Annotated in this window: 21 protein-coding genes and 1 pseudogene; 12 read left to right on the forward strand and 10 right to left on the reverse strand. The window is 54.5% G+C overall.

What is annotated here, in order from left to right; genetic code table 11:
* Nucleotides 1-21: 21 nt before the first annotated feature.
* Together RHI63_RS13045 and RHI63_RS13050 are read right to left on the reverse strand one after the other, a co-directional pair.
* Nucleotides 22-2,100: an LAGLIDADG family homing endonuclease gene (locus tag RHI63_RS13045; protein ID WP_315863479.1), complete on the reverse strand. Its 2,079-nt coding sequence runs from the start codon at nt 2,098-2,100 to the stop codon at nt 22-24.
* A 21-nt stretch (nt 2,101-2,121) separates the two neighbouring features.
* Nucleotides 2,122-4,512: pseudogene (locus RHI63_RS13050) on the reverse strand (ATP-binding protein); the annotation flags it as partial.
* 126 nt (nt 4,513-4,638) lie between these two features.
* On the opposite strand from RHI63_RS13050, the gene miaA reads away from it, so the two are divergent.
* Nucleotides 4,639-5,541 (forward strand): tRNA (adenosine(37)-N6)-dimethylallyltransferase MiaA, encoded by a 903-nt coding sequence (gene miaA, locus RHI63_RS02065; RefSeq protein ID WP_310821769.1) that lies wholly within the window; start codon nt 4,639-4,641, stop codon nt 5,539-5,541.
* Here the strand turns inward: miaA and RHI63_RS02070 are convergent.
* Together RHI63_RS02070 and RHI63_RS02075 are read right to left on the reverse strand one after the other, a co-directional pair.
* The gene (locus RHI63_RS02070) at nt 5,520-6,263 is read right to left on the reverse strand and encodes a type 1 glutamine amidotransferase (protein ID WP_310801371.1); all 744 of its coding nucleotides are present in this window, start codon (nt 6,261-6,263) and stop codon (nt 5,520-5,522) included. The genes miaA and RHI63_RS02070 overlap by 22 nt on opposite strands.
* A 6-nt stretch (nt 6,264-6,269) precedes the next feature.
* On the reverse strand, nt 6,270-7,865 hold the full coding sequence (locus tag RHI63_RS02075) for a DUF6930 domain-containing protein (protein ID WP_310821771.1): 1,596 nt from the start codon (nt 7,863-7,865) through the stop codon (nt 6,270-6,272).
* A gap of 42 nt (nt 7,866-7,907) precedes the next feature.
* On the opposite strand from RHI63_RS02075, the gene RHI63_RS02080 reads away from it, so the two are divergent.
* From RHI63_RS02080 to RHI63_RS02100, 5 genes are all read left to right on the forward strand, one after another.
* Nucleotides 7,908-8,339 (forward strand): resolvase, encoded by a 432-nt coding sequence (locus RHI63_RS02080; RefSeq protein WP_302678719.1) that lies wholly within the window; start codon nt 7,908-7,910, stop codon nt 8,337-8,339.
* A gap of 38 nt (nt 8,340-8,377) precedes the next feature.
* Nucleotides 8,378-10,414, forward strand: a complete 2,037-nt coding sequence (locus tag RHI63_RS02085; protein WP_310821772.1) for a ribonuclease R — start codon at nt 8,378-8,380, stop codon at nt 10,412-10,414.
* Nucleotides 10,415-10,419: 5 nt separating this feature from the next.
* Nucleotides 10,420-10,803 carry a YkgJ family cysteine cluster protein gene (locus RHI63_RS02090; RefSeq protein ID WP_302678721.1) on the forward strand — a complete coding sequence of 128 codons (384 nt, stop codon included), beginning with the start codon at nt 10,420-10,422 and terminating at the stop codon, nt 10,801-10,803.
* A 67-nt stretch (nt 10,804-10,870) separates the two neighbouring features.
* The gene (locus RHI63_RS02095; RefSeq protein WP_302677191.1) at nt 10,871-11,224 is read left to right on the forward strand and encodes a hypothetical protein; all 354 of its coding nucleotides are present in this window, start codon (nt 10,871-10,873) and stop codon (nt 11,222-11,224) included.
* Between the two features lie 27 nt (nt 11,225-11,251).
* On the forward strand, nt 11,252-13,021 hold the full coding sequence (locus RHI63_RS02100) for an ABC transporter ATP-binding protein (RefSeq protein ID WP_310821773.1): 1,770 nt from the start codon (nt 11,252-11,254) through the stop codon (nt 13,019-13,021).
* 113 nt (nt 13,022-13,134) lie between these two features.
* Here the strand turns inward: RHI63_RS02100 and RHI63_RS02105 are convergent, their stop codons facing one another.
* Nucleotides 13,135-13,278, reverse strand: a complete 144-nt coding sequence (locus RHI63_RS02105; protein WP_206200871.1) for a hypothetical protein — start codon at nt 13,276-13,278, stop codon at nt 13,135-13,137.
* Nucleotides 13,279-13,427: 149 nt separating this feature from the next.
* Here RHI63_RS02105 and RHI63_RS02110 point away from each other — a divergent pair, with 149 nt between their 5' ends.
* Nucleotides 13,428-14,177: a pseudouridine synthase gene (locus tag RHI63_RS02110; protein ID WP_310437955.1), complete on the forward strand. Its 750-nt coding sequence runs from the start codon at nt 13,428-13,430 to the stop codon at nt 14,175-14,177.
* Here RHI63_RS02110 and RHI63_RS02115 read toward each other — a convergent pair.
* Nucleotides 14,147-16,483, reverse strand: a complete 2,337-nt coding sequence (locus RHI63_RS02115; RefSeq protein WP_206200873.1) for a heavy metal translocating P-type ATPase — start codon at nt 16,481-16,483, stop codon at nt 14,147-14,149. The two genes, RHI63_RS02110 and RHI63_RS02115, sit on opposite strands and share 31 nt — an antisense overlap.
* A gap of 226 nt (nt 16,484-16,709) precedes the next feature.
* Between RHI63_RS02115 and eno the strand changes: the two genes are divergently transcribed.
* Nucleotides 16,710-17,990, forward strand: a complete 1,281-nt coding sequence (gene eno / locus RHI63_RS02120; protein ID WP_206200874.1) for a phosphopyruvate hydratase — start codon at nt 16,710-16,712, stop codon at nt 17,988-17,990.
* Between the two features lie 3 nt (nt 17,991-17,993).
* Nucleotides 17,994-18,788: a 16S rRNA (adenine(1518)-N(6)/adenine(1519)-N(6))-dimethyltransferase RsmA gene (gene rsmA / locus RHI63_RS02125; RefSeq protein ID WP_315863398.1), complete on the forward strand. Its 795-nt coding sequence runs from the start codon at nt 17,994-17,996 to the stop codon at nt 18,786-18,788.
* Here rsmA and RHI63_RS02130 read toward each other — a convergent pair.
* The 3 genes from RHI63_RS02130 to pheT are packed head-to-tail and all read right to left on the reverse strand — an operon-like array spanning nt 18,765 to nt 23,099.
* On the reverse strand, nt 18,765-19,553 hold the full coding sequence (locus RHI63_RS02130; protein WP_302677196.1) for an E3 ubiquitin ligase family protein: 789 nt from the start codon (nt 19,551-19,553) through the stop codon (nt 18,765-18,767). The two genes, rsmA and RHI63_RS02130, sit on opposite strands and share 24 nt — an antisense overlap.
* A 60-nt stretch (nt 19,554-19,613) precedes the next feature.
* Nucleotides 19,614-20,624 (reverse strand): biotin synthase BioB, encoded by a 1,011-nt coding sequence (bioB, locus tag RHI63_RS02135; RefSeq protein ID WP_206200876.1) that lies wholly within the window; start codon nt 20,622-20,624, stop codon nt 19,614-19,616.
* A 9-nt stretch (nt 20,625-20,633) separates the two neighbouring features.
* Complete coding sequence (gene pheT, locus RHI63_RS02140; RefSeq protein ID WP_206200877.1) at nt 20,634-23,099, reverse strand: phenylalanine--tRNA ligase subunit beta; 2,466 nt, start codon at nt 23,097-23,099, stop codon at nt 20,634-20,636.
* 203 nt (nt 23,100-23,302) lie between these two features.
* Here pheT and RHI63_RS13055 point away from each other — a divergent pair, with 203 nt between their 5' ends.
* The 3 genes from RHI63_RS13055 (at nt 23,303) to RHI63_RS02150 (ending at nt 24,266) form a co-directional block, all read left to right on the forward strand.
* Nucleotides 23,303-23,395 carry a helix-turn-helix domain-containing protein gene (locus RHI63_RS13055; RefSeq protein ID WP_315862904.1) on the forward strand — a complete coding sequence of 31 codons (93 nt, stop codon included), beginning with the start codon at nt 23,303-23,305 and terminating at the stop codon, nt 23,393-23,395.
* A gap of 66 nt (nt 23,396-23,461) precedes the next feature.
* A complete protein-coding gene (locus RHI63_RS02145; protein WP_206201493.1) occupies nt 23,462-23,608 on the forward strand; it encodes a hypothetical protein in 147 nt (48 codons plus the stop codon).
* Nucleotides 23,601-24,266, forward strand: a complete 666-nt coding sequence (locus tag RHI63_RS02150; RefSeq protein WP_310821774.1) for a transposase — start codon at nt 23,601-23,603, stop codon at nt 24,264-24,266. The genes RHI63_RS02145 and RHI63_RS02150 overlap by 8 nt, the downstream gene beginning before the upstream one ends.
* 3 nt (nt 24,267-24,269) lie before the next feature.
* On the opposite strand, the gene RHI63_RS02155 is transcribed toward RHI63_RS02150, so the two are convergent.
* A complete protein-coding gene (locus RHI63_RS02155; RefSeq protein WP_310821775.1) occupies nt 24,270-24,914 on the reverse strand; it encodes a ribonuclease HII in 645 nt (214 codons plus the stop codon).

Here is a 24,914-nt window from a genome sequence, read left to right on the forward strand (position 1 = left end):
CATCTACTCTGGGGGCTGGCTTTAGATATCGAGGTTTTCTAGGGCCAACTGGGGGCCATAGGTCTCGATAAATTCGCGACGAGGTGCCACGCGATCGCCCATGAGGATGGTGAAAATGCGATCGGCCTCAGCAGCATCTTCAATTTCCACCCGTTTGAGAATGCGCGTCTCTGGGTTCATCGTCGTTTCCCACAACTGCTCCGGCATCATTTCCCCGAGACCCTTAAAGCGCTGGATCGTGTAGTTGGCATTTTCCGGGAAGGCGGCAATCTGCTGCTGCAGCTCGCGATCGCTATAGCAATAGAAGTGCTGTCGCCCCCGTTCAACCTTATACAGGGGTGGGCAGGCAATATAGACAAAGCCTTGGTTAATCAATTCCTGCTGATAGCGATAGAAAAAGGTCAGCAACAAGGTGCGAATGTGGGAACCATCCACATCAGCGTCTGTATTGTGGGCACACAACCCACCGACACCACAAATAAAGTTTTCATCCCCCTCCACTGAGAAGTCATAGACATACTCACCCACGGGTGGAATTTCCGCAACTTGCGTCACCTCTAGTGCCATTAAGTCTTCACTAATAGGGGTAAAAGCCAGTGGCTTGTGGTGGGGCAAAGCCAGATAGGGCTTCAGGGATTCACTGTGGGGATGACGCTGCCAAATGGGCAGCGCCGCTTCCAGTTGGGGCTTGCCGCTCAGGGTGAGGCAATGCACTTCATGGCGGGTTGGTACCCGTGAATTGGCAACGGCTTCTGGTTTTAGCGTTGTCCAGCTTGCTACCCAGCCCAACTGACCAAACAGGTAGAGGAGGCCATCTTTGAGGGTAGGAGAAGTGGTGGTCATAGAGATGTGGCTGCGGGCGATCGCCCCATCGCCGAGGAAATACCCCTCCAAAAAGGCCAATTGTAGCTCTAGTGGCACCCGCCACACCAAGGAGGGCAGGCACTTCTCGTGGGCTTTGCCCCCCACCCCCAAGGCTTTGAGTAAGCAGGTTGCCAAGACACTGTGGAAGTAGAGTTTTTGTCCTTGACTTTCAGGGTCAGCATCGCAGCGAGGAGACTCGCCAAAGAGGGTTTCAATGGTACGGCAGAGTTCAGGGATAAAGGGCTGGTTTTTTCGCCCTAAGCTGAGGCTAACTTGATGTTGACTCAGGCTTCCCTCGGCTACATACCAGCCTAAAAACCACAGTAACTCCCGATTGACCTCTAAATATCGGCCAAAAGCTTTGTCATGGTGGGCATGGGGCACGAGTTGCACCTCCCCAGTGAGGCACTCTAGTTCCGCAAGGGTAAAGCTATCGAGGGGCTGATAACCGCTGATTTGGCGGTAGGGGGCATTTTTGCTGTCGTCACTTTGATGCTGAATCCTCTCAAGCCGCGACAGTAACGTTTGGTATTGGAGTGGGTAATGCCACTGAATGGCCTCGAGGTAATTGAGGAAGTGTTTTAGGGTCGGCCTGGTTTGACCCCGTTCCCATTGGGAAATGATGATGGCCTGTTTGACCCCGACTTGGGCAGCAACGGCCTCTTGACTTAGCCCTTGGACTTGACGCACTTGCCGCAGGGGTTCCCACAGCTGGGGATCATAGGCAACACGCGGTTCTTGCCCCTCCGAGGAGCACTCAACCCGTGCTAGGAGTTGTTGGCCACACAGGGCTTTGACACCTTCCCCCTTGAGATACAGCCCCTCCGTGAGACCCACTTGGTAAAACAAGTGCAGCAGATCAATGCGCTCAACAATTGGGGGACGCGGTAAGCGGCGACTGGCAACAAGGCGATCGCCCACTCGAATCTCATTTCCTTTTTTCAACTTGATCTGACCGTCTTCATAAACATAGACACTGTGGGAGGCCGTCACCTTAATGGAGCGATGGTAGCGGGTTTGAATTGCATACATTGGCTCTTCATGGGAATGGCGAATCACTGCCTTCAGGGGTTGAAAGCGAGTCTGACCCGTCTTGGGATCAAAGGACATCACCTGATAGTGCTCAACAATCCGTTGCCCCTCAATGCACTGATCAATAAACTCGCCAATTTTGACCAATTCCACATGGCCGTAGGCATTCATAACAAGGGTGGGTTCATCCCCGGCCACACTCATAATAATGATGCGGTGATAGCGCAACTTGGCAGGATCAAACTCCTCTCCCTTCACGCCCAGACCAAGGGCAGTAATTAAGGACTGCACCTCATTGTTCTTGTAGATTTTGGCATCATCGGTTTTTTCAATGTTGAGAATCTTGCCCCGCAGCGGCAAAATCGCTTGGAAGCGGCGATCGCGCCCTTGTTTGGCACTGTTGTGAACAAAAACGCCACTGGCCAGCGCAAAGTTATGGGTTCCCGGCACTTCTAAATCGTAAACATCAATCTTTTCACCCATAACCTCAATTGAGACAATGCGATGGTTATAGTTTTTGATTGCTTCTAAGGCACGATTTGAATCGCCATCAAAGTACCGATTACAGAAAGTTTCAAAGTGTAGGAGCGACTTATCACGTGTTTGGCAACGATATTCGCGATAAGACTCTAAATCAATATTACCTTGTTCTAACTCAATTTTCTTTAGGGCTTTAATTGTCTTGTCAAAGTAGGTCTTTGATAGTGCTTCTTTCCGCTTCTGACGGCACTTCTCCTTAACTTCAGGACGATGTAAGGTTTTATCAATGTGCTGGCGATGAAGTTCAAGATGTGCATCAGCAGACAGACGAATCAGATTCGTGGGATTATTGTTTCGCTTGTTGAAGTCAACATGATGACAATGCTCACCACTTTCTAAGGCGTATTTTCCTTGCCAGCGGTTATACCAATCTGCAAGCATGTGGGTAAACAGCCAAGAATTTGATCGAGGATCCCAAACCCTTTCGTAGCCATCGATCGTAATTCCCGAATCAGCGCTGCTAGATGCTTTTCGATAAAGTGGCATTAGGGAATCATCGGGAGTTAACGCCTGTGCCTCTTTATACTCACCATTGCGGAGCATGAAACGGTGATCGGGGGTGCAGATAATCACCTCGCCGTTGTCAAGGGTGAGCTTAATGACTTCAGCATTTGTTTTGGTTTTGCGGACGTTGACCAGTCGCTCAATACCAATCGTGCCATCGTGGCGAACTGTGTAGCCAAAATGCTCCTTGCCTGCCGCTTGTTCTGCCATTAACTCCACAAAACTGAGGCAACGGCCATCGGCGAGAGCCACCTTTGTATCACCAGCAAAGCAGCCACCCGCAGAATCACCTTCGACAATGAAAATTTCCGAGACAGCAGGATCCCGTGAACTGCAATCCGCCAATTTCCCCGGCAGCGTCGAAGACTCCAGCACCGACTTGCGCCGTACCATTTCCCGTGCCCGCCGCGCCGCTTCAGCCGCATTAAAGGCTTGGATGGCTTTTTCCAAGATCGTGTCGGTGACGGTCGGATGAAAGTCAAGGTATTCCGTTAGGGCTTCGCCCACAATGGCATCCACAATGCCGCGTACTTCGGTATTGCCGAGTTTGGTTTTTGTCTGCCCTTCAAATTCAGGGTTGGGCACCTTTACTGAAATAATGGCGGTGAGGCCTTCGCGAATGTTTTCCCCCGCCAAATTGGCGTCCCCCTCCTTGAGTTTATTGCGCTTGCGGCCAAGGGCATTGAGGGTCCGCGTTAGGACTGCCTTTAGCCCCTCCATGTGGGTACCGCCATCAATGGTGCGGATATTATTGGCAAAGCCTAGCAGGTTTTCACTGTAGGCATCGGCACACCACTGTAGGGCCGCTTCCACCTGCACATCGTTTTTTTCCCCCTGAATGTAGATGATCTCTGGGTGAAGGGGTTCCTTTTCCTGCACCATGTAGCGGACATATTCACGGATACCGCCTTCATAGCAGTAGGTTTCACTCAAGGGGGGCGTAACGCGCAAATCCTTGAAATCAATACGAATGCCGGCATTGAGATAGGCCAGTTCCCGCAGCCGTGTCATCAGCACCTTGGCGTCAAATTCAATCGTTTCTGTGAAAATCTGGCGATCAGGAAAGAAGGTCACTGAGGTACCCCGCCGTTCCTCACTATCGGGGGTCTTTTCGAGGGGAGTAATGGGAACCCCCCGTTCATAGCGCTGATGATGGACAAAACCATTGCGCCACACCGTCACTTCTAACCATTCCGAGAGGGCGTTGACCACAGAGACACCCACACCGTGCAACCCCCCTGAGACTTTGTAGCCACCATCGCCAAACTTGCCCCCGGCGTGGAGCACCGTCATCACCGTCTCAACCCCAGAGACGCCGGTATCGGGGTGAATATCCGTTGGAATCCCGCGCCCATTGTCGGTGACCGTGACGGAGCCATCAGCATTGATCTGAACTAGAATGGTGGAACAGTATCCCGCTAAGGCTTCATCAACGGAGTTGTCCACGACTTCATAAACCAAGTGGTGGAGTCCCTTGGGGCCAGTGCTGCCGATGTACATCCCCGGTCGGGTTCGTACGGGTTCAAGGCCTTTGAGTACCCGCAACTGGGCAGAGGAATACTCGGCGGTCATGGCAACTCCCTAACTGCTATAGAATCGAGGCAAATGCGTCTTCACTTGCCCAAATGTCAAATCTGACCTAAATTTTAGCACATAAGGGTTATAGGCGATTCTAGGAAATTTTCAGGCTGTATTTGAGTGGGGGATGCAGGGCTAATTGTTATTGGGGGGGCAACGGCCACCGGCAAAACGGCACTGGCGATCGCCCTTGCTCAGCAATTGAATAGCGTGATTTTGAGTGCGGACTCCCGCCAAGTCTATCGCGGCTTTGATATTGGCACCGCCAAGCCCACCCCCGCCCAGCAACAGCAGGTGCCTCACCACCTCATTGATATATGTGACCCCCGCGATACTTTGACCCTAGCGATTTACCAAGCCAAAGCCCAAGCCCTCATTGCCCACTACCACGCCCAAGGAATCACACCCCTCTTGGTGGGGGGGACAGGATTGTACATCCGCAGTATTACCCAAGGGCTAACAATGCCCCAAGTCCCACCGCAACCACATCTACGGGCACAGTTGATGGCGCTGGGTCAGCAGGAATGCTATCAATGGCTTCAGCAGGTGGATCCTGTGGCGGCGCAACGCATCCATGCCCACGATCACGTGCGTACCCTGCGGGCTTTGGAAGTCTATTACGTCACGGGGGTACCCCTCAGCCAGCAGCAGCGGCGCGAACCGCCTCCCTACCCGATTGGGTACTTTGCCCTGCCGGGGGGCGATCGCCAACAGCAGCGGGCACGGATTGAAGAACGCACCCAGCAAATGCTGGCCATGGGATGGCTCGATGAAATTCGGCAACTGCAAGCGCAGTACGGTGATGAACTGCCCCTATTAGATACACTGGGCTATCGCGAGATGCGCCAATATCTGCGGGGAGAAGTCACACTTGCGGAAGCTATTGCCCTCACCGTGCAGCACACCCAACAATTTGCCAAACGGCAGCGGACGTGGTTTCGGGCAGAACCCGGCATCCATTGGCTGCAAGCCACCACCCTAGAGGAGCAACTAGCAGAGATTCAAGCACAACTGGGAATATAGCCCAGCACCACCTCAACAAAGCGGCGGATCAACTGATTGGCGTAGGGGGTAGGACGGGCTGTTTGCTTGAGTTTTTCCAGTTCGGCAGTGCCCAATTGATAGCGATCGCAATAACGGCTAATGCGGGCAATCAGGTCGCGATCGTCCACCTCGGGATGAAACTGAAAGCCATAAAAGGGCTTGCCCTCCAAGCGAAAGGCATGGTAGGGACACAACTCACTGTAGGCCAGTAAGGTCGCTCCCGCTGGCAGGGTCAAGGCGCGCTCCTGATGTCCGGAAATGGCCAAAAAGGGATTGGGAAAGCCAGCAAACAATGGATCCGCAACCCCTGCTGGGGTGAGATACAAAGGGTAGGTGCCCATTTCCATGGCCTCGCGATCCACAATCACTTGCCCCCCCAAGGCCTGCACTGCCAATTGAAAGCCAAAGCAGGAGGCCAACACGGGGATCTCCTGCTCAATACAGGCCAAAATTAAGTCCATTGCCGGCGGTACAAAGCGATAGATCTCTGGCTTGAGCACTGTGGCATCACTGGAGCCACCGATAAAAAGTGCATCAAAGCCTTGAAGACAGTCGGGGGTAAAGTCAGCACACTCAAAGCCATTGAGCACTGTAAATTGCTCGGCGGCCAAACCGCTCAAGCAGATAAATTCTGCCAATTCCTCTTGCTGCGTAGTGCGATCGCCCCGTGCCTGAAGCAGTAGAATCCGTAGGGACTTCACCGTTCTCTAGCGTTTAGAAATCTCAATGGGCTGAGGGGTCGGTGGACGTTGGGTGTCCACGAAACTAAAAACCAGAGACGTTTCAAAAAGTCCCACGATTTGCTTGAGGGTTGGCTGCATCCGCGTTTTGCCCGTCATGCCATAGGCCACAGCAAGGCCACAGGCACCCTCAAGGTCATTGACCTCCTTGATCCAATCGAGGAGCAGCGAACCACTTTCGGGGTCAAAGGTATCCAAAAGCCAAAGATGGTTGGCATTGGTTTGGGCAAGGAGCATGACTATTTGCTCGGGACCTGAGAGGGGAAAGACCGTTAGATGGTGAATGCCGCCCTCCTCAGCAATTTTGGCGGCGAGCGCCTCCGCTGCGGCTTTTTTGGTTTGAATCGTCAACACGGGATAGCCCTCAAACGCCTCGGGAATCTCCCCCTGTTGATGGTAAGAGACGGCTGCTTGTAATTCCTGTAGCTCTTTCGGCGGAAACAACTTAAAGAGGATATAGGCTTCCCCCGGAATTGCTTCCGTATCAATGGGAATCTGGTGCTGTGATTCGCTCTCCTCAGGGTCACCATTGATTTCTGCCATCATCTCTGGCACTGTTGCCACGTGCACCTGATAACTAAGGGCAGAATGGCGGGGTGAAGGAATCTTGAACCTCAGGTCTAGTTCAGGGCACTCCTCCTTCTCAAACTGTTTCTTGGTCTTTTTCCAGAATTTGATCAGAGCCTCGATTGCCACATAGACCATTTCCGCTTCTTCAGGGGCGTAAAAGGGTCGCATTCCCTCCAAAGGATGGATGACACCCGGTTCAATGGTGTAAAGATGCCCCTTGAGGACAAAAGAGAGATCATTGCCTAAATCCTCTTCGTCAACCTCGGAAAAATTCAAGAAGAGACAATCGTTGCGCAGAACCGTTTCCTCTAAGCGCTCATCATCGTCTTCGTCAATGTAGGGATATTCTTGATCAATCTGCTGCCAAAAGTTGCGTAATGCCTCCTCCCCGCGGTAGAGCATTAGACCAAAGTCACGGTTGGCTCCTTGGGGGTTCACCAGTACCGCAAAGAGGGTGGGAGAGTCCCAAGCGTCGCAGTGGAGTTTAAGGGGGGTAAGACTGTCTAGGCGCCGCCAGATGTCCAGTTGAGCAAATTCCCTAATTTTCTGTGTGTAGAGGGCAACATATTCAGGGGGGAGCACCTCGATATCTTCATCATCACTGGTGACTTCCGCCGCAATGAATTCAAAAAATTCAGCCAGCAGGGGAATGTGGGCTTGATACTCCACCTGAATATCGAGGGGAGCCACCACACCGCGCAGAAAAAATTGCAACTCGCGGTCATCAACGATGATGGTGTGGGGACGGCAGGGCTGAGCTTGGGGATGGCGGGGATATTCGATCGCCTGCACCAACAGCCGCATCAGTTGCTCTGGTGTGGGTGGAAACTGACCCACCTCCATGCTGCGTACCCCCTGATCCTTGGGATCGAGCCAAGCCGCACAAAAGACCTCGTCGTTCTCGCTGTCCAGCCTGCGGCCGCCACCGACCCAAATGGCGGCAACTTGCGGTACATTCAACAGACGACGGATGGTCGCAGCGGGTAGGCTCACAGGGCGATCGCTCCCAATTCGATAACCTTTCCACTCTAGCAAATGACGCAAATGGGTCGCACTAAGTATTTATTGGGGTTTGATCCAGGGCGGGACAAGTGTGGGTTAGCCCTTGCCCTTGGTCAAGAAGTGGTGCGCTATGAAGTGGTGGCCAGCGATCGCGCGATCGCCCGTGTCCAAGAGTGGCATCAAGCCTACCCATTTGAACAGGTGATTATGGGCAATCAAACCACCTCCCGCCAGTGGCAGCAGCAATTGCAAGCGGCTTTGGCTGTAGAAATTATTCCAGTGGATGAGCGCAATAGTACCCTAGATGCCCGCGATCGCTATTGGCAACTCTTTCCGCCCCAGGGTTGGCAGCGGCTGATTCCCAAGGGGTTGCGCCTGCCCCCCCGACCCATTGATGATATTGTCGCCATTGTGCTGTTAGAACGCTACTGTGGTTATCCCCTGCTGCTCAGTCAGAGGCAATAAACTTTATAATTGTCAGGTTATGGTACAGCACGGCAGCCGTGGAGAAAGGCACCCTCATTGAATTTCGGGTCAATAACCAGCGTCGCTTGGCGGTGATCGATCGCCCCGAAGGTAAAAAGCATTGGATTGCCATTGATCAGCATTTACAAGCCCACACCATTCATCCGCGCCAACTGACCTTTACGGTGCCCGAGGAGCGGTTTCGTCCCCAAGAGATTCCCACATTTTGGCAGCAGGTGCAGCCGCTCTTGGATGCCGACAGTCTAGAAGTGGCTTGGGAAATTATCCGCGAGGAAAACCGCCCCATTACGCCAGCGGATCTAGCGGAGCTGCTTTTTTCGGAGCGATCGGCGGTGGCCTGCTATGCGGCCTACTATCTCCTGAGTGAGGATCGTTTCTACTTCAAGCTCAAGGGGGAAACCTACGAGCCTCGACCGGCTGCCCAAGTGGCAGAACTCAAACATCAAAGCGAGCGGGAAGCCCAACGCTTGGCGGAGGAAGTTAGCTTCCGTGAACATTTGACCCAAGCCCTGAAGGGGGAAACTGTGGCGTGGTCTGCCAGCGATCGCAAGCGCCTTGAGCAGTTAGAACGTTATGCTATAGCCATTGAACCCAGTGGCCAACACCAAGCAGCCATTGACCTCCTCAGTGAATTGCAGCGTCCCACCCAACCCTTGGGCGCTTTCCAACTGTTGGTGGATCTCGGCCTCTGGTCAGAGCACGAAAATCTGTTCCTGCGCCGGAGTCAAATTGACGTTGAATTCTCTGCCAAGGTACTTGCTGTGGCCCATGAACGCCTCACCTCACCCCCTACAGATATTGACGCTCCCCTGCGCCGCGATCTCACCCATCTCAAGGTCTATACCATCGACGACGAAAGCACCCAAGAAATTGACGATGGCCTCAGCCTCGAAGTCGTGGGCGATCGCCAAAAGCTGTGGATTCACATTGCCGATCCCACCCGCTGGGTGATGGTGGATGATGTCTTGGATCAGGAGGCGCGCCGCCGCGCCACAACGGTCTATCTACCGACGGGGATGATTCCCATGTTTCCCACGGAGTTGGCCACAGGACCGATGAGTTTGGTCGCGGGACAAACCTGTTGTGCGCTGAGTTTTGGCATTCTTTTAGCCGACAACGGCGAAGTGCTGGAGTACGAAATTTGCCCCAGTTGGATTCGCCCCACCTATCGCCTGAGCTATGACGATGTGGACATGATTTTGGAGCAGGGGGTGACCGGGGAAGCGGATCTGCTGGCGATCGCCCAATGGGGACAGCGGCGTAGTGAGTGGCGACAACAACGGGGAGCGATTCGCATTAATATCCCTGAACCCAACATTAAAGTGGCTGGTGAAGAGGTGGAAATCTCGCCCCTCCATGACTCCCCCGCCCGCCAACTGGTGGCAGAAATGATGATTCTTGCCGGTGAAGTAGCCGCCCATTTTGGCGCCCGTGAAGGCATCCCTCTGCCCTTTCGCAGTCAATCACCGCCAGAACTGCCCTCAGAGGAGGAATTGTTGCAACTGCCCGCTGGAATGGTGCGGGACTGTGCCATTCGTCGTTGTATGCCCCGCAGTGAAATGAGCACCCAACCCAATCCCCATGCCAGCCTGGGTCTTGATGCCTACTGCCAAGTGACCTCCCCGATTCGTCGCTACACGGATCTGCTGGCACACCGTCAGATTAAAGCCCACCTGCGGGGAGAAAGGCCGCCCCTGACACCAGAACAACTCAATGAAATTTTATTGGGACTGATGTCTTCGGTTCAGGAGTCCGCTTTGGTGGAGCGGCAGACCAATCGTTATTGGTGCCTAGAGTACTTGCGGCGGCATCGCGAAGAGGTGTGGCGGGGCATTGTGCTGCGTTGGTTGCGTCCGGAGGAGGGACTGGGGCTAGTACTGCTGGAGGATTTGGGGCTAGAACTGGCCATGCGCTTTCAACGGCAGGCAAAGTTGGGAGAATCGGTACTGGTGCGGGTGAGTCGGGTTGATCCGCGAGGCGATCAAATTTGGCTGGAGGAAGTGCCCCCAGATGCACTGACCTCAACAGAAACGGTCGCTTTATCTTCAACATGATCCCGATGAGAAAATGGCAATGCATGCAGGGGTGTGGCGCCTGTTGTTACCTTGAGTTGCGCGATCGCTCAGAAGTGCCCACCATTCTCAATGCAGAGGAATTTGCCCTCTACCAATCCCTCATTGGTGCCGATGGCTGGTGTATTCACTTTGACCCCCTCAGCCGCCGCTGTCGTATCTACGAGAATCGCCCCCGCTTTTGCCGCGTCACGCCAGAAGTCTTTGAGGATTTGTATGGGATTACGCCTGAGGAGCTAGACGAGTTTGCTATTCAGTGCTGCTGCGAACACATTCACGATCGCTACGGTGAGCGGAGTTTTGAACTGCTGCGCTATGAATATCTGGTGGGTCAGGGCGTAGATCCCCCGCAGGGGGAGGAGGCTCCCTAGGGCTGTTCTTTGTGAACGGACACCTATAATGACAGCAGATGACAACAGTTGTGTGCAGCCAGAGCCTATGGATGACTATCGGATGCGGGTCAACTTGGTCGAAGGCTCGGTGAGTTTTCGCTTCTCTCGGACAGCCGCAGAGGCCCTACGGCAAGAGATTCAGGCTTTAATGGAACGCATGCGGGCGATCGCCCATGCCAAAGCCAGCGGTACTCCCCTGTCTCCCCAAGCGGCCATGGAATATCAGCACGTGGGCGAGGTCTTCCTCGAAGTGTTTTGTAATCCCAATATCTGGCCCAATCCCTATGCCGCCAAGGTTCTATTGACCGTGCGAGATGATCGCATGCGCCTGACGACAGAGGCAGAGCTAAATCGTCTCGTGGAAGACCTCAACCAGTTTCTCGAAAGCGCTCCCCCCTAGGGGGACAACATCTGTTAGGTTGAGGATATGGTTACTCTTCCTAAGGCTGGCCGCTCTGGCCGTTTGCGTCGCCTCTTGGCCTATTTGCGTCCTCACCAAACAAAAATTTGGGGGGGGATTGTTGCGCTTTTTATCGTCAACCTTTTGGGCACCTATTTGCCGCTGCTCATTGGTACTGCGGTTGATGAATTGCAGGCTAAGTTTGACTTGCAGCGGGTGGTGTTCTATGCCCTGCTGCTGATTGGCCTAGCCTCCCTGATGTGGCTGATTCGCATGGCCTCGCGCCTGTGGATCTTTGGGGCTGGGCGATTGGTGGAATTTGACCTCAAGCAACGGCTCTTTGAACATCTGCTGCGTTTAGAACCCAGTTACTTTGCGGAGAATACCCCCGGGGATCTCATTAGCCGTGCCACCAGTGATGTGGATAATATTCGCCGTCTGGTGGGTTTTGCCCTTTTGAGTGCGGCGAACACCGTGTTTGCCTACGGTATGACCCTGCCCGTGATGCTGGCAATTCATCCGGGGTTGAGCTTGGGGGCGATCGCCGTTTATCCAGCGGTTCTTTTTATTGTCCAAACCTTTAGCGATCGCCTGCGGGCAGAGCAGCTCGATGTGCAACAAAGCCTCGCGGAACTCAGCGATCTCATTCAAGAGGACATGAGTGGCATTGCCCTAATTAAAATCTATGGCCAAGAAGCCAATGAACAACGCCAATTTGACCAGTTAAATCAAGACTTACTCCGCAATAACTTGGTACTGGCCAAAACCCGCAACATTCTCTTTCCCCTCTTGGGGGGGATGGTCAGCTTTAGTTTGCTGATTTTGCTGTGGTTTGGCAGCCGCATGATTGCTGCCAATACGATTCAGGTGGGGGATTTTATTGCCCTGCTGCTGTACATTGAGCGGCTGATTTTCCCGACGGCACTCTTGGGATTTACGATTACCACCTACCAACGGGGGGAAGTGAGCATTGACCGGATTGAAGCCATCTTGAGCGTGGAACCCCGCATTACGGATGCCCCAGATGCTGTTGCCTTACCCCGCGATCGCGTTCAGGGACACCTGCGTTGTCAGAATCTAACTTTTACATACCCCAATCGCCGCACCCCTGCCCTCAATCAACTTAGTTTTGAAATTCAAGCGGGGGAAATGGTGGCGATCGTCGGCCCCATTGGCTGTGGCAAATCCACACTGGCCAGTGCCCTGCCTCGACTCTTGGAGATTGCCCCGAATCAGATTTTTCTGGATGGCATTGACATTACGCAGCTGCGCCTTGCTGATCTGCGGGGGGCGATCGCCTACGTGCCCCAAGAAAGCTTTCTCTTTAGCACCACAATCAAAAACAACATTCGCTACGGCGAACCCGATGCCACGGAGCTAAAGGTGATTGCCGCCGCCAGCCAAGCCCAAATTCACAATGAGATCCTCAACTTTCCTAAGCAGTACGACACCCTTGTGGGCGAGCGGGGCATTACCCTCTCTGGGGGACAGCGTCAACGAACCGCCTTAGCCCGTGCCCTACTGGTGGATGCGCCGATTTTAGTCCTCGATGATGCCCTCGCCAGCGTTGATAACCAAACGGCTAGCCAAATTTTACAAGCGCTGCGGCAGCAACAGCACACACGCACGGTGCTCTTTATTTCCCATCAATTGTCAGCAGCGGCCACCTGCGATCGCATTCTGGTCATGGATCAAGGGCGCATTGTTCAACAGGGTACCCATGATCAACTGGTGGCAGCAGGGGGGTTATATCAATCCCTTTGGCAGCAGTATCAGTTAGAAAGCTCCCTTGGATAACTGGATCGCCTGCTGGAGAATGCCAATTTCCCATTAGAAGGGGGCAACCCTGACGGCTACCCCTAGCTTCAGTATCATTAAGAATAGACAATATCGCTAAAAGCTAAAAGGAACTACTGCCCTGGTGTTTGCGGACTGGGGGACTCGGTTGGCGTTTGGTTATCGGTACCACCGCCGCCACCACCACAGGCAACCAGCGTTGTCGAAAAGCCCACTAAAATTAACCCTAAGGCGGCGAGTTTGTAAAGAAATTTCATAGAACTCCTCACGGCAGATAATTAGGCAAGGATTGGACAGTTCTTTTCTACCAATTCTGCTCGGGGATTGGCAACTCTGTGGCAACGATTGGTCTATAGAGATTTCCCTCAAAAGTGCCACCACATCCTAGAAAGCAACTATACCCCCTATGACAACTGAGCGATTACAAAAAGTCCTTGCCCATTGGGGAGTGGCCTCGCGACGCCATGCAGAAATACTCATCCGCAGTGGTCAGGTCTTCGTGAATGGTCAGCGGGCAAAATTGGGGGACAAAGTGGATCCCACGCGCGATCGCATTGAATACAAAGGACAACCCCTGAACCCACCCCGCCCACCCCAACGGCTCTACCTGCTGCTCCATAAGCCCAAGGGGGTTCTCTGTACCTGTCACGATCCCCAAGGGCGCACCACCGTTTTGGATCTTTTGCCGCCTAGGTATCAGGGTGTGGCCGGTCTTCATCCTGTGGGTCGCTTAGATGCCGACTCTAGCGGTGCCCTGCTGCTCACCAATGATGGGGCGTTTACCTACTATCTCAGTCATCCCCGCCATCACATCCCCAAAACCTACCGCGTTTGGGTGCAGGGACAGCCTACGGAAGGGGTCTTGCAACACTGGCGAGAGGGCGTTCCCTTGGACGGGGTGATGACACTACCCGCAGCCGTTAAGCTCCTGCGCACCGAGGGCGATCGCTCCCTCTTGGAAATCATCCTGCACGAAGGTCGCAACCGCCAGATTCGCCGTGTGGCCGATCAGCTGGGCTATCCTGTTGTTGCCTTGCAACGGATCGCGATCGGCCCAGTTCACCTCGGCAATCTTCGCCCCAGAGCCGTTCGCCCCCTCAGCCGCCGTGAATTGGCCGCCCTTGCTTATCCAGCCAACCGCGAAGGCTCAGCCTGAGAGCCAGTCATTTTGGGTGGAATATGCTGCACCGGATGATCGGGATGGGTGGCTTCCCATTCGGCAAGAAATTCCTGTGTGTCTTTGACGGGCGGTAAGGGCAACGAGCCACCGGGACCCGCCAAGGGGCGCAATCCATTCAACTCCGCTAAGATGGCTGTGCCGTTGTTAATAACCACCGCCAAAATCGGGTCAAGGGCAAAGAAGACCCCCGACAGCAGCGCACCAATATTAGGAATGGCCACGATCGCTGTATTTTGCCAGACAATTTCCATCGCCTGCTTGGCAATCCGAATCGCAAGGGTCAATCCCCGCAAGTCATCCTCCATGAGCACCACATCGGCGGTTTCACGGGCAATATCGGTTGCCCCGGCAAAGGAAATAGAGACATCGGCATAGGCAAGAGCGGCAGAGTCATTGATACCATCGCCACAGAAAGCCACGACTTTACCGCTGTCATGGAGGGCACGCACCACCTCCACTTTCTTTTCCGGGAAGGCTTCGGCGTAGATATGCTCAGGGGCAATGCCTAAGTCTTTGGCCACCGCACGGGCAACGCGGCCAATGTCACCCGTCAGCATATGGGGAGTAATGCCTGCCCCCTTGAGTTCACGGATGACTTCAGGACTTTCATTGCGGATTGGGTCACTGTAGAGAATCACCCCAATCAAACGCCCATCCCCGGCCACATAGACAATTGACGCCCGCCCAGAATCGAGATCGGGGAAACGTTCATTGAGATCAATCAGGCAAATGTTTTCCTGCTCCATCATGCGGCGGCTGCCCACCCGCAGATCCACACCCCGCACTTTTGTGGCCACACCGAGGCCAACGCGGTATTCCCAGTCTTCACAGTCAAAGAGGGGCTGATGGGTTTCGCGAGCATGGCGGACAATGGCTTCAGCCACAGGGTGGGTGAGTCCCTGCTCGGCACTAGCGGCCATACTGAGAATGTCATCAGCACTGAAGCGCGGATCCATGACTTTAATATCCGTCACGCCAGCATGACCTTGGGTCAGGGTGCCCGTTTTATCAAAGACAATCGTGTCAATTTGCGCCAGTTTTTCAATCGCCCGACCACTGCGAATGAGAACGCCATGTTGGGCTGCATAGGTGAGCGCCGACAAAATCGTGGTAGGCACCGAGACCCGAATCCCTGTACCGAGGTCAAGGGTCAGCAGGGCGATCGCCCGATTGAGATCCCCTGAGAGTAAGCCAACACCTGTGCCAATGGCCAAGGTTGGAATGACGGCTTGGTTGGCCACCATGGCAGCATAGTTTTCAATGCGCGTGTCATGCACCGGTGCCGACTGCATTAAGTTCACAATCACACCTGCACGGGTATTGTTGCCTACTCGCTCCGCTAAGATCACCAGTTGCCCCTCGACCAGCAGCGTTGACGCAAAAACCTCCATTCCCTCGCTGCGCGTTACCGGCACCGACTCGCCCGTGAGTTTGCACTGATCAATGAGACCTGTACCCCGCAGGATGATGCCGTCAACGGGAATTTGATCCCCTGGATAGACAACTACGCGATCGCCCTCGACAAGGTCTTTCACTTCAACTTCAACCTCAACCCCGTCCCGTTCCACAAAGGCGGTTTTGCCGAGGCAATCCAGCAAATCAAGGTTGGCGCGCTCCGATCCCCGTGCCGTGAGGTCGCGGATCACTTCCCCCCCCTCAATCAGACCCAGCATAAAGGAGGGGGCAAAATAGTGCCCTTGCATGGTGTGGAGGGAAATTGCCAAGCCATCGAGGAAGTCAATCGTTAACTGTTTCTCCTCTTGAATCGCTTCCCATGCTCGCCGAAACACCGGCATTGCCCCGGCAATCACCACACTGGCAATCACATAGCCGGGAATCGGTACCCCCATCAGGGAGGCCACACTCAACCCCAAGCCCAGAGCCGGTAAGCCCAAGCGTTCCCAATAGTTAATTTCGTGAGCTTCCGCCGCAGGGGTGGCCTTCTCAGTACTTAGGGCGGGAAGATCTGGATTGGCCGCCACTTGAATCGACTCAAAAATTTGCCCTTGAATCGTTGCTAGGGCTTCCCCAAAGAGCTTGGGATTATATTCCACCACCAGGGAGCGGGCAGGGGGGTTAATGCGTGCCGTTGTCACCGCGGGTAAACTGCCCACAATGTAGAGCAGCCGTGCCCCATATTCAGCATCAAAGCCCAAGCGCGGAATGCGAATCCGAAAGCGACCCCTAATCCAATGCACAACTTGATAGTGAACGGTCTCTGTGGTGATAGGGTGGGTGGGTACTTCAGACTGCGGGGAACGACTTCGGGCAATAGTGGTCATAATGGATTCCTACGAATGGTCGGGCAAGTGAAGCTGGCTAAAAGTCTTAGTAATCGTTTTCCCCCAATTGTGGATGATAGACACCAAAATTGAGTCAAATTAAACCAGTCTCAGACAAGAAAGGCAATGCAATACAGGACACTTTATAGCTTAGGTCATCCTTAAGCCATTTCAGTTTTATCGGGCATCTATCGTACAATCTAGCTGCATATTGAGGAACAAGCAGATGATGGATACGGCGATCGCAACGATTCGTGCCCGCGAAATTCTCGACTCGCGGGGGCGCCCCACGGTAGAAGCAGAAGTTGAACTGGATTGTGGCATTGTTGGACTGGCGCAGGTTCCTAGTGGTGCCTCAACGGGGAGTTTTGAAGCCCATGAACTGCGGGACGGCGATCCCAAGCGCTATGGTGGCAAAGGTGTCCTCACAGCGGTGGAAAACATTGAAACCACCATTCTCAGTGCCCTTGTGGATCTCAACGCCCTTGATCAGACAGTGATTGACCAGTGCCTCTTGGAACTGGATGGCAGTGAGAACAAATCCAACCTTGGCGCCAATGCCATTCTTGCGGTTTCCCTTGCCACGGCCAAAGCAGCCGCAGAATATCTCGGTCAACCCCTCTACCGCTATTTGGGGGGGCCTCTGGCCAATGTCCTCCCCGTGCCGATGATGAATGTGATCAACGGGGGTGCCCATGCCGCCAACAACATTGACTTTCAGGAATTCATGATCATGCCCATTGGTGCCCCTAGTTTTCGGGAGGGACTGCGCTGGGGGGCAGAGGTTTTTGCCGCTCTGAGTAAGGTGCTAGCTGATAAGGGGTTACTGACCGGGGTGGGGGATGAAGGGGGCTTTGCGCCTAACCTCGACTCCAACCAAGCGGCCTTGGATATTTTACTTCAGGCGATTGAAACCGCAGGTTACACCCCCGGCACTGACGTTGCCCTTGCCCTCGATGTCGCCGCCAATGAATTTTATGAAGACGGCAAATATGTGTTTGATAATGCCAGCCGCACTGGCTCTGAGTTAATTCGCTACTATGAAGAATTGGTGAGCAACTATCCCATTGTCTCGATTGAGGACGGCTTGCAGGAGGAGGACTGGGATCACTGGGCACTCTTGACCGAAACCCTTGGCAGTCGTATTCAACTCGTGGGGGATGATCTATTTGTCACCAATCCCAAGCGCTTGCAACGGGGGATTGACAATGGCGTGGCCAATGCCATCTTGATTAAACTCAATCAGATTGGTTCCTTGACAGAAACGCTGCAAACCATTGATCTGGCGACTCGCAAGGGCTACCGCTCGGTGATTAGCCACCGCTCTGGCGAAACCGAAGATACCACGATTGCGGATTTGGCTGTAGCTACCCGTGCGGGTCAAATTAAAACCGGTTCCCTCTGCCGCAGTGAACGGGTTGCCAAGTACAATCGCCTGTTACGCATTGAAGCGGAACTAGGGGATCAGGCAGTCTATGCGCCCACGGTGGGCTTGGGGCCGCGCTAGGTGATTCGTGCCCGCAAACGTTTTGGCCAGCATTGGCTGCGTAGTGAATCGGTTTTAGCTCAGATCATTGCAGCGGCTGAACTGCACGCGGGCGATCGCATCCTAGAAATTGGTCCCGGTTGGGGTGCCCTCACTCGCCCTCTTCTAGCCAGTGGTGCTGAGGTGGTGGCCGTTGAACTGGATCGGAATCTGTGCAGTAAGTTGCGGCAGCGGTTCAGCGGGGATCGATTTCAGTTGATTGAGGGGGATATTCTCAAGGTTGATTTAGCCCCCTTGAACTGCCACAAAGTGGTGGCCAATATCCCCTACAACATCACAGGGCCGTTACTGGGGCATCTGCTTGGCAGTATTGCCCGACCGCGTCGCCCGGCCTTTGAGCGGTTGATTCTACTGGTGCAAAAAGAAATTGGCGATCGCCTGATGGCCACCCCCGGTAGCAAGGCCTACGGTGCCCTCTCCGTACGGATGCAATTTCTGGCCACCTGTGAGCCGGTCTGTGCAGTGCCCCCCCGCGCCTTTCAGCCGCCGCCTAAGGTGGATTCTGTGGTGATCTGTCTGCGACCCCACGCGACACTGCCAAGGGTGCGATCGCCCCAATGGTTAGAAACGTTGCTGAAACAGGGGTTTGCCACTCGCCGTAAGATGCTGGCCAATGCCCTCAAGTCCCTTGTCGAACCCGATCAAGTGCGCCAAGCGCTGCTTCAGTTGGGGCGAGATGTCAATAGCCGCGCCGAAGCCCTCAGCCTCGAGGATTGGCTAGCCCTCAGTGAACTCCTACAGCAGCCCCACCAAGATTAACAAAATCCCCAACCCACCACAGGCGGCAGCGCCAATGGTTGAATAGAGCACGGCATTACTGGTGTCTTGACTCAGGCTGTCTTCTGATTTCAGGGAGACAAAGAACTTTTGTCCCTTGACGGTGGGACGTTCAATGCGTAGCGTGCCCGTTTGATCACTGGCGGTGCCCACGACCAACACCTGCCGATCCACTGGCGTGATCCATTCCTGATAGCGATAACCAATGGTATTGCCACTGCCAAAGGTGAGGCTGCCCACGTTTACTTGGAAGCTGCCAAAGCCAAAGCGGGCAGTGTTATTGGCGGGTCGAAATTCATCGAGGACTTGGACTGTTTCCATGTCAGCCCCCCGCGGATCCACTTCAATCTCGCCGTAGCGATCGCGCACGCGGAAGGGAATGGTTTGGCTATTGCTGCTAATCGTGTCGGAGCGGCGTTCAGTGCGCCAGCGGGTGCGGCCTTCACTATCGGTTTCGCGCACCTGTTCTTCATACTCGCGGCTGACACACATGCGGTAATGGACGCAGGGCACCTGCTTTAACTCCGAGATCAGGGGCTGATCGACAACAATCTGACCAGAGACCTTCACATATTCCCGTAGGTTGCCACCGCCAATTTCCTGCGCCACCTGCTGTTGGAGCTGATGGAGATCCGCCGTGGTGGATGGCGTGGCTAGCTTAAGACTACGCAGCTTCAGGCGATAGTGGCGCTGTACAAAAAAGAGGGCAATCGCCGCAATTAGCAAAAGGCCACCAAAAATGCCCATCGGAGACTCCGCAACAGTAGCGCCGCCAATCCCTAGTTTAGCGATGGGTAGCCCATTATGTTATGGGGCGATCGCCCGCCCTTCGGGGTCTTCAAGGACAAAGCCAGCATCGGCAATCATTTGCCAGTCTTGGTGGGGGGCTTGGCCGGGGGTCGTTAGATAATCGCCGACAAAAATGGAGTTGGCAGCATAGAGGCCAAGGGGTTGCAGCGATCGCAGGTGTACTTCACGGCCACCGGCAATGCGAATCTCCTGACGCGGCAATAATAGGCGAAACAGCACCAAGATGCGTAAACAGTGGCGCGGATTGAGGTTGTGCTGTGTCCCAAGGGGTGTCCCCGGAATGGGAATCAGAAAATTCACTGGTACACTGGTCACCTGACGCTGCCGCAGGGAAAGGGCAAGATCAATGACATCGTCATCGGATTCCCCCATACCCAAAATGCCGCCAGAGCAAGTTGTAATTCCAGCGGCTTGGATATTGGCCAAGGTCTGGTCGCGATCGCTAAAGGTGTGAGTGGTGCAAATTTCGCCGTGGAAGTTTTCCGAGGTATTTAGGTTGTGATTGACGCGATCGACGCCTGCTGCCGCTAGCCGTGCCGTTTGCTCAGCGGTGAGTAAGCCCAAGCAGGCACAGATTTTCAGGGGATAGCGCTCCTTAACTGCCCGAATAGCAGCAAGTACCTGCTCAAAGACCTTCTCATTGGGCGATCGCCCGGAAATGACCATGCAAAAGGTACCAGCCTTGAGTTGGGCAGCGCGATCGGCCGCAGCAAGAATTTTTTCCTGCGAGAGCAGGGGATACTTTTCAATCTCAGCCGTGGAGATTTTTGATTGTGAGCAGTAGTGGCAATCCTCTGGACAGAGACCACTTTGGGCATTGAGCAGATAGTGCAGCCGTACCCGATTCCCCCAGTAGTGGTAGCGCACCCGATAGGCCGCCGCCAGTTGATTCAGGAGTTCAGTATCCGCGGCTTGTAACACCGCCCGCGCTTGATCGCGGCTGAGGCATTCATCGGCAAGGGCTAAATCGGCAAGGTGCTGCCAATCGGTCGTCAATACTGTGTTCATGGTTTTTTCTTAGCTACGGAGGGTCACGGCGTATTTTTCCACAAGGCTGTCGCGAATGCGCTGATGCAACTCGTTCACCTCGGCCTCGGTGAGGGTGCGATCGCTGGCGCGGTAGGTGAGGCGAAAGGCCAAACTGCGCTGCCCTTCGGGAACACCAGTGCCACTGTACTCATCAAAAACCTCGACACTCTCAAGGAGGGAGTCGCGCCCGCCTGCAGCTTTCCAAATGGTGCGGCTGAGTTCTGCCACAGTGAGATCCGCCGGCGCAAAAAAGGCGAGGTCGCGATCGCTGGCGGGATAAGTTGAAAAGGGCTGAAAGATAATCTGGCGATAGCGTTCCTCAAGGCGGCTCAGGAGTACCTCCAGATCCAGTTCAAAGACATACACCGCCGCCGGCAGGTCGAGGGTCGCCGCATACTGCGGGTGTAACTGGCCAAAAATACCGAGCCGTTCTCCATTCAAACAAAGGGCCGCCGTCCGCCCCGGATGCAAGCGTTCGTCTTGGCGATCGCTCTGATATTCCACATGCAAACCAAACCGCTGAAAGACACTCTCGAGAATCCCCTTGGCTTCATACCATGTGAGGGGTTGGGCTTGCTGTGAGCGGCGTACCCATTTCCCCTGCCACGGATCGCCACCGATGATGCCCCCAAGGCGATCGCTTTCCCAGAGACCCTCTTCATCTTGACCAAAAACACGGCCAATTTCAAAACCATTGAGGGGCGGATTCCCCTGTTCTTGGTTGTAGCGGAAGGCTTGGACGAGACCCGTAATTAGATCCGTACGCAGCGAGGAAAACTCCGCCACTAGCGGATTCACGACGGTCACTTGGTTGGGCTGACCACCTTTTACCCAAGAATAGTGCATCAATTCCGTCAGACCCGCCCCGCGAAAGGCCGCCCGTAGCTCCCGCAGTAGGGTGAGTTCCAGCGGTAGTGCTCCCAATTCCGATTGAGCGGGCAAGGTTTCCTCAAAGCGGTCGTAACCGTAGAGCCGCGCAATCTCCTCAATGAGATCCACCTCTCGCTCAATATCCCGGAAGCGGTAAGGGGGCACCGTCACCGACCACACCACTAACTCGTCCTCAAAGGTTTCTTGACGGCTGAGGTGAAAGCCAAGGCGGCTGAGTAGCTCTTCAACGGTCTCTGCGTCCAAATAGGCGACTTCCTCGCTCTCCGCTTCGTCAGCAACCACGGCCCCCAAGAGCCGGTGCACTTGTTCCAGCCGCAGGGTGAGGGTACGTTCGAGGGGCGGACGCTGATCCGCTAGTGTAGTGTAGGTCACTGTCCCTTGAGCCACTTCAGTCAATAGGGCGATCGCTTCAGCGGTGGCCGCCTCTAGTTCTGCGGGGTTCACCCCTCGTTCATAGCGAGCCGAAGCTTCCGTGCGTAATCCTTGGGCGCGAGCCGATCGCCGAATCACTGGACTGGCAAAGAGTGCCGCCTCAAGGAAGACATTCTGCGTACCCTCGTAAACTTCAGTCTCTTCGCCCCCCATTACTCCGGCAAGGGCAACGGGCACATCCCCGGCGGTAATCAGGAGATTGTCGGCACTCAGCACCCGCTGCTCACCATCGAGGGTTTTCAGGGTTTCCCCGGCCTTGGCAAAACGCACGCCGACACTCACTGGGGTTTGGGTAGCAACCCCTTGCAACCGATCCCAATCAAAGGCATGGAGGGGCTGACCCCACTTCAGCAGGATGTAGTTGGTGATATCCACCACATTATTGATGGCACGCAAACCGGCAGCCTCTAAGCGTTGCTGGAGCCAATGGGGCGAAGGGGCAATCTGGACATTGGTGATCAGTGTGCCACAGTAGGCAGGGCAGGCTTGGGAGTCGGCGATCGCCAGCTGTACAGGCACCTTAGCACGGGACTTTTTGGGGGCGATCGCCTTTGGGGCGGGTAGCGTCAGGGGAGCACCAGTAAGTGCGGCCACTTCACGGGCAATGCCTACCATACTCAGGGCATCCGCACGGTTGGCAGTTGAGGTCAGGTGCAAAATCACATCATCCAAGCCGAGGAGAGGACGTACATCTTCCCCGACGGTTACTGCATCAGCGAATGTGTGAATGCCCTCAGACGCTTTGGTTAGCCCCAACTCAGCAAGGGAGCAAATCATCCCCTCAGATTTCACGCCCCGCAGTTTTGCCGGTCGAATTTTCAGATCAATTTTGGCCAGATATGCCCCCGGTAGTGCCACAGGTACATACAAGCCTGCGGCGGCATTGGGTGCCCCACAGACAATCGTGCGGGGTTCCCCTTGACCCACATCCACTTGGCAGACCCGTAATTTTTGGGCATTGGGATGGGGTTCACAGGCCAAAATATGACCCACCACAACCCCTTCCGCCCATGTGCGCCGATCTTCAATTTCTTCGACTTCAAACCCCGCCATCGTCAGGCGATCGGCCAAAGTCATCACATCGAGATCAACAGCCACTAATTCCCGTAGCCAGCGAAGGGAAACCCGCATGGAATCCTCAACAAAACGTCATACTTTGCCATTCTTCTTCAGCCTACCAAAATTCGCCGCAGTGCTCCGCCTATACCGCAAAGCGGTTAGGTGGTAGTGAGGTGATAGGCGACCATAGGGAGCAGTCACTCAATCTCAGCTTCTTGCTGGACATATTGAGCTAGCACCGAACATCGGGCGCGACTAATAGCTATAGTCCACTCATGCTCACCCTGACGTACGAGTACAGGCTAAAACTAACCCAGCAGCAGGCTAAGCAGATCGACCACGATCTAGACGTGTGTCGCCAAGTTTGAAATGATGCGCTGAGGGAGCGCAAAGACTGGATTGCTTCGCGCAAATGTCCAGTCAATGCCTGCTCTGTGCCTAGCGAGTACATCATCCCAGCGGATGCCCCCTACCCCAGCTTCAACGTGCAGTGTCAACGATTCACCCAAGCAAAGCAGTTCAACCCTGATTTAGCGTCGGTTAACGCCCAAGCATCAGCAAGTCTTGAAGCGGGTGGTTAGCCTCGATGTTGGCTTGGAATACTTTCTCTCCACCTCGGACGGACTTCAACTAGCACGGCCTAGGTTTTTCGTAGAGATGCAACGCAAGCTTCAATTGCTGCAACGCAGACTGAAGCGGAAACAGATTGGGTCAGCCAACTGGAAGAAGATTCAACGCAAGGTGGCGAAGCTGCATGAACAGATTGCCCGCACCCGCAGGGACTGTCACTTCAAGGTTGCCCACCAACTTTGCGACGGGGCTGATGTGATTGTGGTGGAGGATTTGAATCTGATTGGCCTCAGTCGTGGGACGCTGGGCAAGCACATGCTGGATGCGGGTCATGGGCCATTCCTGAACTCGGTGTTGCCTTGGGTGGCCTGCAAGCGTGGCAAGGTGGTTGTCAAGGAGAAAGCAGCGGGCACCTCTCAAGAGTGTCCCAACTGTGGCGAAGCAGTCCGCAAAACGCTATCAATCCGTTGGCATGAGTGCCCCTGTGGCTGTTCAATGCCTAGGGATATTGCCGCTGCATTCGTGTTGCGGAATCGATTGATAGGCGGTGGGGCGCACCGTCTTGAAAATGCCCCTGGAGAGGTTCTGGCGGGGATGACTTTCGGGTCATCTAGTCAAGACTCTGTGAACGGGGAATCTCCTGCTATACGCCTAGCGTTAGCGGGATGAGCGTCAATGTCCTGTGATGGCATTACACAAGTGTAAGTCGGTATGAAGCAAGGATTTCAAGAACGATCGCCGATGCCAAGGGGTCAGGCCGTACTGATCAAGGGCTTGACGGTGTTGGGGGGTGCCGTAGCCCACATTGCGTTCCCAGCCATACTGGGGATAACGCCGAGCTAAGCGTGCCATGAAGCGATCGCGCCGTACCTTGGCAATAATCGAGGCACAGGCAATACTATAGCTGTGGCGATCGCCCCCGATAATGGCCGTTACCTTTTCAAAGGGCGCTGTTTTTGTTAATTTGCCGTCAATCAGGGCATGATCCCAAGGGGTAACCCGCGCTAGGGCACGCGCCATGGCTCGATAGGTGGCTTGCAGGATATTCACCTGATCAATTTCCGCCACACTGGCACTACCAATGCCAATGGCAATCGCTTGGTTATAAATCTGCCCAAAGAGGCGCGATCGCTGGCGGGCACTCAACTGTTTGGAGTCGCGCACCTCTGGAAGAGGCACACAGTCTACTGGTAAAATTACGGCTGCTGCCACCACTGGCCCCGCCAAACAACCCCGACCCACCTCATCCACACCGACCACGCGACAATAGCCCTGTTGCCAGTAGGCTTGCTCATAGATCAGGCTGGGCGGTTCCAT

This window comes from Thermosynechococcus sp. GLH187 (assembly GCF_031583395.1).
GTDB lineage: Bacteria > Cyanobacteriota > Cyanobacteriia > Thermosynechococcales > Thermosynechococcaceae > Thermosynechococcus.